The organism is Amycolatopsis iheyensis (assembly GCF_024703995.1).
Lineage (GTDB): Bacteria > Actinomycetota > Actinomycetes > Mycobacteriales > Pseudonocardiaceae > Amycolatopsis > Amycolatopsis iheyensis.
The window spans coordinates 559,078-572,173 of sequence record NZ_JAMXQV010000001.1 but is presented as its reverse complement, the minus strand read 5'-3'; the positions used below and the strand labels follow the sequence as shown (position 1 = coordinate 572,173).

Here is a 13,096-nt window from a genome sequence, read left to right as displayed (position 1 = left end):
CGGCCTCGATCACGCGAGTTCCGGCTCCGATCACGCCGGGCTCGTGTGGTCCGCGGCGCGGTGCACGTCCGGAACGACCCTTTCCTGCCGTCGGAGGACAGGAAAGGGTCGTTCCGGCCGTCGGCAGCCTCAGCGGTCGGCGGCCAGCCGGTCCAACGCTCGCGGCAGCGCCGCGGCCAGCAGGTCCAGCTCCGGCTCGGCCGCGACCAGCGGCGGCGACACCGCGACACCGCGGCCCAGGTTCCGCACGATCACGCCCTCGTCCCGGCACGCGCGCTGCAGCTTCACCGGCGCGCCCGGGTCGGCGTCCATGACCTCCGCCGTCAGCTCCACCGCGGCCAGAAAGCCCAGGCCCGCCCGGACTTCGGCGACCAGCGGGTGGCCGGCGACCCCGGAAACCGCGTCGGCCAGTGGCTTCTCCAGCTCGCGCCCGCGTGGGATCAGGCCGTCGCGCTCGTAGATGTCCAGCGTCGCCAGGCCGGCGGCGCAGGCCACCGGGTGCCCGGCGTAGGTCGCGCCGTGGCGGAAGATCGGGGCGCCCGGCTTGCCGGTGAAGAACGGCTCGGCCACCCGCGGCGCCACGATCAGCGCGCCGAGCGGGATCGTGCCGCCGGTGATGCCCTTCGCCGTCGTGATCATGTCGGGCTGGACCGTCCAGCGGTCGATGCCGAACCACGTGCCGAGCCGGCCCCACGCCGCGATCACGCAGTCGGCGACGAACAGCACGTCGTGGCGGCGGCAGATTTCCGCGACGGCCTCGATGTACCCGTCCGGCGGCAGCAGCACGCCACCCGCGCCGATCACCGGCTCGCAGAAGAACGCCGCGACGCGCGACGCGCCCACCCGCTCGATCTCGGCTTCCAGCGCCGACGCGCTGTCGTAGGGAACGTGCGAGAACTCCGGCGGCTGCGGGCCGACCCCGGCGGCGTTGGCCGGGATCCCGCCGACGGCCGTGCCGAAGCCGTGGGTGCCGTGGTAGCCCTGCGACCGGCCGATGACGTGCACCTTCTCCGGCCGTCCGGTCTGCGCGAAGTACGCCCGCGCGAGCTTCACGGCGGTGTCGATGACGTCCCCGCCGCCCGAACCGAAGAAGACCTTCGACCCCGGGGTCGGCGCCAGGCCGGCGACGCGGTCGGCGAGCTCGAGCGCCGGTTCGTTGGCGTTGTAGCCGAACAGGTTGTACGAGTCGAGCGTCTGAAGCTGCTTGGTGACGGCTTCGGTGATCTCGGGGCGCCCGTGGCCGAAGTTGGCGTACCAGAGCGACGCGGTGGCGTCGAAGTAGCGGCGGCCCGCGTCGTCCCAGACGTAGGAGCCCTCGCCGCGGGTGATGACCATCCGGTCCCCGTCGACCGCGCCCATGTCGGCGAACGGGTGCCACAGGGCGTGCTGTGCTGACATCGGTCCTCCTCAGTGCCTCCCCCATCCCTACCAGGGCGTCGCGGCGAGCGCGAACACTCCATCGTGCACAGTCCGCGGTTCCGCCCACGCCGGTCCGGCCAACGGGACTGCCTCTCACCCACCGCCAGACATCGGAGGGATTCCCGCTCACCGGCACGCGAACCGCGGGTAGTTCCTACTAACGGACGTAGACATCCGACCTCTCTCGGGTGTTTGTTGTTGAGTGAGTTTGTGCAGAGTTGCGCACTCCTGGAGGGATCATGCGTTTTCTCGTCGGGCTGGCGGCCGCCGTCGTGGTCGCCGCGATCGCCACTCCCCCACCCGCCCGAGCCGCCGAGCCGGCCCCGGCCACCGACGCGCAGCAGCCGGGGCAGCTGCCGCCGATGGGCTGGAACAGCTGGAACAAGTTCCACTGCGACATCAACGAAGAGCTCATCCGCGAGACGGCGGACGCCATGGTGAGCTCCGGCCTCGAGGCGGCCGGCTACCAGTACGTCAACATCGACGACTGCTGGGCCGAGCAGAACCGCACCGCCGACGGCAAGCTCGAGGCCAGCCACACCCGCTTCCCCAGCGGCATCAAGGCACTCGCCGACTACGTCCACGACCGCGGCCTCAAGCTCGGCATCTACACCAGCGCCGGCACGCTGACCTGCCAGAAGACCATGCCCGGCGGCCTGGACCACGAGGACGTCGACGCGCAGACGTTCGCGGACTGGGGTGTCGACTACCTCAAGTACGACAACTGCAACAACCAGAACCGCCCGGCGATCGAGCGCTACACGAAGATGGGCGAGGCGATCAAGAAGACCGGCCGGCCGATCCTCTACGCGCTCTGCGAGTGGGGTCAGAACCAGCCGTGGCTGTGGGGCAAGGACGCCGGCGCGCAGGTCTGGCGCACGACCGGCGACATCAGCGACAGCTGGAGCAGCATGACCGGGATCCTCGACAAGCAGGTCCCGCTCGTGGGCTACTCGGGCCCGGGCGGCTGGAACGACCCGGACATGCTCGAAGTCGGCAACGGCAAGATGACGACCACCGAGTACCAGGCGCACTTCGCGTTGTGGGCGTTGCTGAACGCGCCGCTGCTCGCCGGCAACGACCTGCGCTCGATGTCCGACACGACGAAGAAGATCCTGGCGAACAAGGACATCGTCGCCCTGGACCAGGACTGGGCGGGCAAGCAGGGGTACCAGCTGCGCGACGACGGCGACACCGAGGTCTGGACCAAGCCGATGTCGGACGGCTCGGCGGCGGTCGTGCTGTTCAACCGCGGCCTCGCCGCCGCGCCGATGTCCGCGACCACGACCGAGCTCGGCCTCGGCAAGGCCCGCGACTACCGCGTGCGCGACCTGTGGAGCGGCGCCGAAACGGAGACCACCGGCACGCTCCGGGCGTCGGTCCCGAGCCACGGCGCCGCGGTGTTCCGCGTCTGGCCCGCGAAGTTCCCGAACGCGGCGCCGCTGTCGACGCTCACCGTGCAGGCGCCCGACTTCGCCGACGCGGCCAGGCCGTTCACCGCGACGCTGAAGCTGACCAACGACGGCAGCACCCCGCTGGTCGCCGCGCAGGTGAAGCTCACCGCGCCGGCCGGCTGGCGGCTCGACGGCCGCGGCGACACCCTCGTCCCGGCGGTGGCGCCCGGCCGGTCGTGGCAACGGTCGTGGACCGTGCGGCCGGCCGCACCGAGCGGCGACCACGTGACCCTGACCGCGACGGCGAGCTACTGGACGGCTTGGGGAAAGCGTTCTCTCGCGGCCGACGGCGGCGCGCCGGTCGTCACCCCACCGGCACCCGGGGTGACACCGCTGTCGAAAGCGACGTGGCTCTCCGCGGAGAACGGCTACGGCCCGGTCGAACGCGGCACGAGCAACGGCGAGTCCAAGGCAGGAGACGGACACAAGATCACCATCGGCAAGGTTGCCTACGAAGACGGCCTGGGTGTCCACGCGCCATCGCGCATCCGGTTCTACCTCGGCGGCGGCTGCACGACGTTCGGGGCGTTCGTCGGCCACGACGACGAAAAGGCCAAGGGCAGCGTCGCGTTCCAGGTCCTCGGCGACGGCAAGGAACTCACGGCGACCGGCGTCCTGACGGCGGGCCTGCCCGCGCAGCAGCTGACGGCGAACCTGGCCGGGGTGCGGGTGCTCGACCTCGTGGTCACCGACGGCGGGGACACCAACGACTCCGACCACGCCGACTGGGCGGACGCCACGATCACCTGCTGAGCTTCAGCAGCAAGGTCTCGGCCTCGCGGAGGTAGCGGTCCAACGCCGTCTCCGCGAGGTCGAACCGGCCGCGGCGCAGGTCGGCCAGGATCCGCTCGTGGCTGTCGAGGAACGGCTCGTAGAACTCGCGGGTGTTCTCGTTGAGGACGAAGAACAACCGGGTCTCGGCGAGCACCTGGCGCATCGTCGCGGAGATGCGCTCGCTGCCCGCCAGGTCGGCCAGCGCCTGGTGGAAGTGGATGCTCGCGGTGCCGACCGCCGGCCAGTCCTCGTGCCGTGCGGCCGCACGGCCGTCTTCGAGCGCTCGCTCCACAGCGGACAGTTCCACTGTGGACAGTTCCGCCGCGCGCCGCAGCGCGCCGCATTCGGTGGCGCGCCGGACGACGTAGAGGTCTTCGATGTCCTCTGTGGTCAGTTCGCGCACGAACACGCCGCGGTTCAGCTCGTGCACCGCCAGCCGCTCGTGGGCCAGCAGCTGGAACGACTCGCGCAGCGTGTTGCGCGAGACGCCGAGCGCCGAGCTGATCACCGGCTCCGAGAGGCGCTCACCGGGGGCGAAGACGCCGTCGGTGATGTACTGGCGCAGGATCGCGGCGACCCGCTCGGCCGTCCCGCTGCGTTCCAGCTGGTGCCGCTCGCTCGAAAGCCCCGAGGCGTCGACGGACACGGCGCTACCTGACGCCGAGTTCGAAGTCGAGGCTGTAGCGGTTGCCCGGCATCGCGCCCGCGGCCTTCGCCCCGTCGATCGGCAGCACGACGCCGTTGATGAACCGGGACTCGTCGCTCGCCAGGAACACCACGGCCTTCGCGACCTCCCACGCCTCGCCGACGCGCGCGGCGGGCGTGCTCGCGACCAGCTGGTGCTGCTTGGTCTCGAACTCCTCCGGCGAGTTCAGGGTGCTGCGCAGCATGTCGGTGTCGATCGCGCCCGGGTTCACCGTGTTCGCGCGGATGCCCTGGTGCGCGTGCGCGACCGCGATCGACTTCGTCAGCCCGACCAGCGCGTGCTTGGTGGCGTTGTACACCGGGTCGCCGGGGCGGCCCATCACACCGCCGTTGGACGACGTCGTGACGATGCTGCCGGCCTTGCGCTCGATCATGTGCGGCAGCACGGCACGCGTGCCGAGGAACGCGGCACGCACGTTGAGCGCGAAGATGTTGTCGAACTCGGCCAGCGTGGTGTCGGCCAGCGGCTTGCCGAGGTGGATTCCGACGTTGTTGAACAGCACGTCGATCCGGCCGGCTTCGGCGATGACACCGTCGACGAACGCCGCCACGGCATCCTCGTCCGTGGCGTCGACGATGGCGTGCCGGTAGCCCTCGATCGCTTCGGCGGGCTCGCGGATGTCGGAGGCGAACACCGTCGCGCCCTCGGCGAGGAACTCCTTCACCGTGGCGAGGCCGATGCCCCGCGCGCCGCCGAAGACGACCGCCACCTTGCCGGCCAACCGACTCATGTCACTTCCCCGCTCTCAGTCGTGCTGTCTGCGCTTCGTCCACCGCGTAGTCCTCGGGCAGCCGGACCAGCGCGTCCGGTGCGCCGAGGTACCGCACGGCGACTTTGTATACATTGGATGCCGTGTCGACCGAGACGTAACCGTCGACGACGTCGGCGAGCACCGCCGCCACCGGACGTTCGGACGGCGTCCCGTACCCGCCGCCACCGGGCAGCGTCACGTCCACGACGGCGTTCCGCGCGAGCGTCACCCGGCTCTTGGCGGGCAGGTCGTCCCCTTCGCGCAGGCCGAACCGCCCCGCCGAGCCCGGGCCGCCACCGGCGACGCCGGACGCCGCGGCCCGCACGCGGTCGACGTTCCCGTTGACGCTCCAGGACTCCCCGTCGCGCAACGCCATGGTCGTCACCTGGCCGAGGCCGCCGCGCCACCGGCCGGCGCCGCCGGAGTCGGCGCGCAGCTCTCGCGAGCACTGGATCAGCGGCGCCATCGTCTCGATGACCTCGGTCGGTGTCGAGCGCAGGCCGCTCGGGAACCCCGTGGTGTTCAGGCCGTCCTTGTCCGCCCGCGCGCCCATGCCGCCGGTCTGGAAGACGTTGAGCATGAACCCCGGACCGCGCCAGATGGTCATCCACAGCGCGTCCGCGCTCGGCGCGATCGCGGCCCCCGGCAGCGCGCCGATCAGCAGCGACGGCAGGAAGTGCCCGATCAGGTGCCGCGACGCGACCGGCGCGGGCGGCAGGCAGTTCAGCACGGAACCTTCGGGCGCGCTGACGCGCACCGGCCGGAACGATCCCGCGTTGTGCGGCACCTCCGGCGAGATCGCGGCCTTGACCGCGAACGACGCGTACGCCCGCGTGTAGTTCAGCACGACGTTGATCCCGCGCCGGCTCTGCGGCGACGAGCCCGCGAAGTCGAGGTGGATCTCGTCCCCGGTCACCGTGGCCGTCACGCGCAGGACGACCTCTTCGTCGTCGAAGCCGTCGGTGACGATCTCGTTGGTGTAGACGCCGTCCGGCAGCTCCCGCAGCGCGTCGCGCAGCGCCTTCTCGGAGCGGTTCATGATCTCGGCGGCGATGGCGTCGAGCGAGTCGAGACCGAACTCGTCCAGCAGCTCCAGCAGGCTGGCCGCGCCGACCTCGTTGCCGGTGACCTGCGCGTACAGGTCGCCGATGGTCTCCTCCGGCGTCCGGACGTTGGCCCGGACGAGCCGTTCCAGGTCAGCGTTGACGACGCCCGCGTTCAGGAACTTCATGATCGGCAGGCGCAGGCCCTCTTCGAAGACCTCGTGCGCCTCGGCGGACACCAGCCGGCCGCCGATGTCCGGCGCGTGGCAGCACGAGGCGAACCACGCGACGAGCCTGCCGCGCAGGAACACCGGGGTCGCCACCGTGATGTCGTTGATCTGCCCGGCGGTCTGCCACGGGTCGTTGGTGAGCAGCACATCGCCGGGTGCCAGGGTCTCCGGTGGGTAAGCGGCGACGAAGTGGTGCATGCCGGTGGCCATCGCGTTGATGTGGCCGGGCGTGCCGCCGACGGACTGGCCGATCATCTCGCCACGCGAGTCGAACACCGCGCACGCGAGGTCGAGCGACTCCCGCACGACGGCCGAAAAGGCCGTGTTGACCAGCGCGTTCTGCTGCTCGGCGAGGATCGAGTGCAGCCGGTTGCCGAACAACCCGACGACGATGGGATCGGTGCTCACACCGTCACCTCGAGCGCTGCGTCTTCCCGGACGACGCAGCGCGCGCCCGGCGGAACGACCACAGTGGACTCGCGTTCCTCCACGATGGCCGGTCCCGCTACGCGCGCACCCGGCGTCAGGAGGTACCGGTCGAACACGGCCGTGTCGACAAATCCCCCTGCCGAGGGGAAGTAGGCCGGGCGGGTGCCCTTGCGTGCGTCACCACCGGCGGCCTGCGTGGTCAGCCGCAGCGTGACGGCCGGCGCGGGCCCGCTCGAGACGACCCGCCAGTTCAGCACCTCGACCCCGACCTCGGGTCCGGTGCGCTGGTAGAGCGCGCGGTAGGTGGCGGTGAACTCGTCGATCAGGGTCTCGGGCCAGCGGCCGCCGCGCACCGGCACGCGGATCTCGTAACCCTGCCCCGCGTACCGCATCTCGGCGATCCGCCGGTGCGTCACGTCGTCCACTCCGGACTTCGCGAGCAGCGCGGCGCCCTCGGCTTCCATCTCGGCGAAGAGCGCGTCGACCTGCTCCCACGCCAGATCGTGCACGGCCGCGCGGGCCGAGCGGACGAAGTCGAACGCGAGCGGCGCGGTCAGGAACCCGGCCGCGCTGAGCACTCCGGCCGCGGGCGGCGCGACGACCGACGGCGCGCCGAGCGCCCGCGCGACCCCGACGCCGTGCACCGGGCCCGCGCCGCCGAAGGTGTACATCGGCAGCTTCGCCGGATCCTGCCCGCGCTCGACGGCGTGCACCCGGGCGGCGTTGGCCATGTCCTCGTTGACGCTCGTGTGGATGCCCCACGCGGCCTCTTCGACGCTCACCCCGAGCGGCCCGGCGATCCGGTCGCGGATGGCGTCGCGGGCGGCCGCCGCGTCGAGTTCCATGCCGCCGCCGAGGAAGTAGCCGGGGTCGAGGTAACCGAGCACGAGGTCGGCGTCGGTCACGGTCGGCTCGGCGCCGCCGCGGCCGTAACAGGCCGGGCCGGGCTCCGAGCCTGCCGAGTCGGGGCCGACGGTGAGCAGCCCGAGCGCGTCGATCCGGGCGATCGACCCGCCGCCGACGCCGATCTCGATCAGGTCGATGACCGGCACCTGCACCGGCAGCCCGGACCCGGGGAGCAGCCGGTACTTGCGGTCCACCTCGAACTGGTGCGTCACCAGCGGCGCGCCGCCGGCGATCAGGCACAGCTTCGCCGTGGTGCCGCCCATGTCGAAGGCCAGCAGGTCGGGCGGTCCGATCGCGGCCGCCGCCAACGCACCGCCGGCCGGACCGGACTCGAGGATGCGGATCGGGTGCCGGGCCGCGGTGTCCACCGTGGCCAGACCGCCGTTGGACAGCATGATGTGCGGCGCCCCCGGGATGCCCAGCCGACGCAGCCGCTGTTCGAGATCGTGCAGGTAACGCTCGGTCAGGCCCTGGACGTATACATTGGATACGGTCGTCGACATCCGCTCGAACTCGCGGATCTCCGGGACGACGTCGGACGACAACGCGACCCGCAGTCCGGGCGCCACTTCGGCCAGGATCTCGGCCACGCGCCGCTCGTGCGCGGGGTTGGTGAACGAGTGCAGGAAGCAGACGGCGACCGCCTCGATCCCGCGTTCGGCGAGCTCACGGCCCAGCCTCGAGACGTACGGCTCGTCGAGTGCGGTGCCGACCGACCCGTCGGCGAGGACGCGCTCGGGAACGTCGAAGCGCAGGTGCCGCGGAACCAGTGGTGCGGGCAGCTCGATGTGCAGGTCGTAGAGCTCGTACCGGTGTTCGCGGCGCATCTCCAGGACGTCGCGGAAGCCGGCGGTCGCGAGCAACGCGGTCCGCGCACCCTTGCGCTCGATCAGCGCGTTCGTCACCAGCGTCGTCCCGTGCACCACCTGCTCGACGACAGCCGGGTCCGTGAGCAGCGCGGCCAGGCCCTCCTCGACCGCGCGGGCCGGCTCGTCGTGCGTGGTCAGCACCTTGCCGACGGCGGCGATCCCGGTGGCGTCCACCGCGCAGAGGTCGGTGAACGTGCCACCGATGTCGACCCCGATCCTCACTTGCGGTACCACCGCGGCGAAGTGTTCAGCGGCGGCTTCAGCTTGGCCTTCACGACCAGGACGTTCGGCTCGTCCGACTCGACGAACTCGCCGAGCAGCCGCCGGAACGCGCGCCCGAACCCGGACACACGGTCCGCGTGCACGCCGAAGGACCGGGCCAGCCCGACGAAGTCCGGGCTGTCCCAGTCGACGCCGCGGTGCGGCAGGCCCTCGCGGTCCTGGTCGTAGCGCAGCATCCCGTAGCCGCCGTCGTCGACGAGGACGACCGTGACCGGCAGCTGCTCCTGCGCGAGCGTCGCCAGATCACCGGCGGCGTAGAGGAACCCGCCGTCGCCGGTGATGCAGATGGCCCGGCCGGCGCCGGCCGCGGCGGCGCCGAGCGACGCCGGGAAGCCGTAGCCGAGGGTGCCCCAGCCCATCGGGTAGGCGAGCTTGCGCGGCGCGCGCACCCGGTGGAAGCCGCCGACCCAGTACCCGGCGACGCACATGTCGGACACCACCACGGCGTCGCGCGGCAGCACCTCGTCCAAAGTGGACAGGAAGTCGAGCGCCTGCGGCTCCTCCTCGCGGATGCGCTGGCGCACCTTGCGGCCGATCGCGGCCAGGCGGGTCGCCGTGTCGTGCAGGCCCGGCCGTTCCTTGGGCAGCAGCCGTTCGACGATCGCGCGCGCGTCGCCGACCAGCGTCAGGTCGGGCGGGTAGTTCTTCGCCGCGTCGTCGGCGTCGACGTTGACCGCGATCAGCGTCGGCGGCTTCGGCATGGCCCAGTTCTGCGTCATCAGCCCGTCGAAGTCCGTGCCGACCGCGAGGACGACGTCGGCTTCGTCCCACAGCTGGCCGACTTCGGGAGTGTGCACCGGGTTCGGCGCCAGGCAGGGGTGATCGAGCGGCAGCAGGCCGCGGGCGGCGAACGTGGTGAGCACCGGCGCGGCCAGCTTGTCCGCGAGCACGCCGATCGCCTCGCCCGCGCCCGAGCGCAGCGCGCCGCCGCCCGCCCAGATCAGCGGGTGCTTCGCGTCGGACAGCAGCGCTTCGGCGCGCGCGAGGTCGGGGACGTCGCCGTCGGGCTTGCGGTGCGGCGCGGGCGGCCGCCGGTGCGGCACGGTCTCGCGCAGGTAGTCGGTGGGAACGCCGAAGTAGACCGGGCCGCTCTGCGGCTCCAGCGCGAGCCGCGCGGCGCGGTGCACGGTGGTGCCGATCTGGTCGGCGGCCCGCACGGTGAAGACCCCTTTGGTCACCGGCGCGAACATCGCCTGCTGGTCGGACGTCTCGTGCAGCACACCGCGGACGACACCCGGGCGCCGCATCTTCGACGGGATGTCGGTGGCGATGATCAGCACGGGCGCCGCGGAGGCCATCGCCTCGCCGACCGCGCCGAGGGTGTTCGCCGCGCCGGGACCGGTGGTGACGAGTGCGACGCCGAGCTTCCCGGTGGCGCGCGCGTAGCCGTCGGCGGCGTAGCCCGCGGTCTGCTCGTGCCGGACCCCGACCACCTTGATGTCCGTCTGGGCGAGCGCCTCCCACAACGGCAGGTTGTGCACTCCCGGGAGCCCGAAGACGATCTCCGTCCCGAGCGCTTCCAGCGCGTCCACCAGCTCCCGAGCACCACTCACAGCCACGGCGCGGATACTGCCAGATCGTTCAACGATCTGGCAATCAACCCCTAGACGATGTGCCGCTCCACCGGTGCGGTATCGACGGTTTCGAACCGCCGGACGTCCAGCGCCGCGATGTCCACGGCGGTCGGACGGCCCAGGTAGAGGTCCCGGACCAGCTCGCCGGCGGCCGGGCCCATCTGGAAGCCGTGTCCCGAGAAGCCGGTCGCGTAGAAGAACCGCGACACCAGGACGCTTTCCCCGATGATCTGGTTGCGGTCCGGCGTCGTTTCGTACAGCCCGGCCCACGTCGCGCGGATGCCGGCGTCGAGCACCGCGGGGATCCGCCGGCCGGCCAGCTCGGCCAGCCGCGGCAGCCAGTCGCCGGCTTCGTAGCGCGTGTCGAAGCCCGGGAAGCCGTCGTCCTCGCTGAAGGACATCGCCAGGCCCGGACCTTCGCGGTGGCAGTAGAACGCCGACGGCAGCTCGATGGTGAGCGGGACCCGCTCGGGCAGCCCGGCCACCGGCCCGGTGAACACGACCTGCCGCCGGAAGGGCCGGACCGGCAGGTCGAGCCCGGCCAGCTCGCCGACCTTCCCCGACCACGCGCCCGCCGCGCACACGACCGCGCCGGTCCGGACGAACCCCGCCGTCGTGTTAACGCCCGCTAACGTGTCCCCGTCGCGCTCGATGCCGGTGACCTCGACGCCGGTACGCAGCTTCGCGCCGCACGCGCGGGCCGCCTTCGCATACCCCTGGACGACCGCGTCCGGCGTCGCCTTCGCGTCGTCCGGCGACCAGAGAGCGGCCACGATCCCGTCCGTTCGGAGCAGCGGGAGGACGCCGGCCGCCTCCGCGGGATCGAGCAGGTGGCTGCGGACGCCGTACTCGCGCTGCAGCTCCGCGGAATGTCCGATTGCGGTCACGTCCGCCGGGTCGGTGAGCAGGTAGAGGTAGCCGTCGCGGCGGAAGTCGATCTCGACGCCGAAGTCGCGCGAGAAAGCGCTGTACGCGGCGAGCCCGCGCAGGCCGAGCTCGACGTTCACACGGCTGGTGAACGACGACCGGATGCCGCCCGCGGCCTTCGCCGTCGAGCCTTCGCCGAGCCCGCCGCGCTCCAGCAGCAGGACGTCGACCCCGGCTTCCGCCAAGCGGAACGCGCAGCTCACGCCGATCACACCGCCGCCGATCACGACGCACTCGGCCATCGGTGGCAAGGACGTTTCCCCGGGCCCGCGGACGGTCATACTCGCCAATGTAGAACGTGATCCACCCACGGCCGTCGAGCGCGTACAGTCGGCGTGCCGAGTGCGGAAGGTGATGTCCCATGGCGATGATGCCCGTGACCGACTCGATGTTCCTCCTGGTCGAAACGCGCGAGCATCCGATGCACGTGGGCGGCCTGCAGCTGTTCAAGAAACCCGACGGCGCCGGCGACGACTACCTGCGCGACGTCCGTCGTTCGCTGCTCGAGTCGGACAACATGCGCTCGGTGTTCCGGCGCCGCCCGGCCCGCCCGGTCAACACGATGGGGCACGTGGCCTGGCGAGCCGAAACCGACCTCGAGCTCGACTACCACTTCCGGCACTCCGCGCTGCCGCAGCCGGGCCGCATCCGCGAGCTGCTCGAACTGACCTCGCGCTGGCACAGCACGCTGCTCGACCGGCACCGCCCGCTCTGGGAGACGCACCTCATCGAGGGGCTCGCCGACGGCCGGTTCGCGGTCTACACCAAGGTCCACCACGCGCTGATGGACGGCGTCTCGGCGTTGCGGCAGCTGCAGGGCACGCTGTCGGACGACCCGGGCGACCTGGACTGCCCGCCGTGGTGGGGCACCCGCCGCAAGCCCGGCGGAGGCCGCGTCAAGAGCCCCCGCTCGTTCCTGGAGACCGCCGGCAAGACCGTCAACCAGCTCGCCGGGCTGGCGCCGGCCGCGATGAAGGTCGCGCGGGAGGCGTTCAGCGAGCACACCGTGACCCTGCCGGGGCAGGCGCCGCGGACGATGTTGAACGTGCCGATCGGCGGCGCGCGGCGGTTCGCGGCGCAGTCGTGGTCGCTCGACCGCGTCCGCAAGGTGGCGACGGCCGGCGGGGTGTCGCGCAACGACGTCGTGCTCGCGATGTGCTCGGGCGCGCTGCGGGACTACCTCATCGAGCAGCGCGCGCTGCCGGACGCGCCGCTGATCGCGATGGTGCCGGTGTCGCTGCGCCGGCAGAACGACCCGGGTGAGGCGGCGGGCAACAACATCGGCGCGCTGCTGTGCAACCTGGCCACCGACCTGCCGGACGCGGGCAAGCGGCTCGTCACGATCCACCAGTCGATGCGCAACGGCAAGCGGCTGTTCTCGGAGCTGACGCCGTTGCAGACGCTGCTGCTGTCCGGGATCAACGTGGCGCAGCTCGGCATCTCGCCGATCCCGGGCGTCGTCAACAACACGCGGCCGCCGTTCAACCTGGTGATCTCCAACGTGCCCGGGCCGCGCAAGCAGATGTACTGGAACGGCGCGCAGCTCGACGGCATCTACCCGGCGTCGGTGCTGCTCGACGGCCAGGCCGTGAACATCACGCTGACCAGCAACGGCGACAACCTCGACTTCGGCGTCACCGGCTGCCGCCGCAGCGTGCCGCACCTGCAGCGGATCCTGACCCACCTCGACACCGCGCTGGTGGAGCTGGAAGCCGCCGTCAAGTAGCCCGCT

The 13,096-nt window shown here is 71.7% G+C and carries 9 protein-coding genes; 2 read left to right on the top strand and 7 right to left on the bottom strand.

What is annotated here, in order from left to right:
- Positions 1-129 precede the first annotated feature (129 nt).
- Positions 130-1,398 (bottom strand): aminotransferase family protein, encoded by a 1,269-nt coding sequence (locus tag M8542_RS02805; protein ID WP_257918364.1) that lies wholly within the window; start codon positions 1,396-1,398, stop codon positions 130-132.
- Between the two features lie 260 nt (positions 1,399-1,658).
- On the opposite strand from M8542_RS02805, the gene M8542_RS02800 reads away from it, so the two are divergent.
- Complete coding sequence (locus M8542_RS02800) at positions 1,659-3,626, top strand: NPCBM/NEW2 domain-containing protein (protein WP_257918363.1); 1,968 nt, start codon at positions 1,659-1,661, stop codon at positions 3,624-3,626.
- Here the strand turns inward: M8542_RS02800 and M8542_RS02795 are convergent.
- From M8542_RS02795 to M8542_RS02770, 6 genes are read right to left on the bottom strand one after another with little or no spacing between them, the layout of a single operon-like run.
- Positions 3,616-4,293 (bottom strand): GntR family transcriptional regulator, encoded by a 678-nt coding sequence (locus M8542_RS02795; protein ID WP_257918362.1) that lies wholly within the window; start codon positions 4,291-4,293, stop codon positions 3,616-3,618. The genes M8542_RS02800 and M8542_RS02795 overlap by 11 nt on opposite strands.
- 4 nt (positions 4,294-4,297) lie before the next feature.
- Positions 4,298-5,083 carry an SDR family NAD(P)-dependent oxidoreductase gene (locus M8542_RS02790; protein ID WP_257918361.1) on the bottom strand — a complete coding sequence of 262 codons (786 nt, stop codon included), beginning with the start codon at positions 5,081-5,083 and terminating at the stop codon, positions 4,298-4,300.
- 1 nt (position 5,084) lies between these two features.
- Positions 5,085-6,785 (bottom strand): hydantoinase B/oxoprolinase family protein, encoded by a 1,701-nt coding sequence (locus M8542_RS02785; protein WP_257918360.1) that lies wholly within the window; start codon positions 6,783-6,785, stop codon positions 5,085-5,087.
- A complete protein-coding gene (locus M8542_RS02780) occupies positions 6,782-8,803 on the bottom strand; it encodes a hydantoinase/oxoprolinase family protein (RefSeq protein WP_257918359.1) in 2,022 nt (673 codons plus the stop codon). Before M8542_RS02780 ends, M8542_RS02785 begins: the two co-directional genes overlap by 4 nt.
- Positions 8,800-10,422 carry a thiamine pyrophosphate-binding protein gene (locus M8542_RS02775; protein WP_257918358.1) on the bottom strand — a complete coding sequence of 541 codons (1,623 nt, stop codon included), beginning with the start codon at positions 10,420-10,422 and terminating at the stop codon, positions 8,800-8,802. The genes M8542_RS02780 and M8542_RS02775 overlap by 4 nt, the downstream gene beginning before the upstream one ends.
- 44 nt (positions 10,423-10,466) lie before the next feature.
- Positions 10,467-11,645 (bottom strand): NAD(P)/FAD-dependent oxidoreductase, encoded by a 1,179-nt coding sequence (locus M8542_RS02770; RefSeq protein WP_257918357.1) that lies wholly within the window; start codon positions 11,643-11,645, stop codon positions 10,467-10,469.
- Between the two features lie 80 nt (positions 11,646-11,725).
- Here M8542_RS02770 and M8542_RS02765 point away from each other — a divergent pair, with 80 nt between their 5' ends.
- Positions 11,726-13,090 carry a WS/DGAT/MGAT family O-acyltransferase gene (locus M8542_RS02765; RefSeq protein ID WP_257918356.1) on the top strand — a complete coding sequence of 455 codons (1,365 nt, stop codon included), beginning with the start codon at positions 11,726-11,728 and terminating at the stop codon, positions 13,088-13,090.
- Positions 13,091-13,096: the final 6 nt, after the last annotated feature.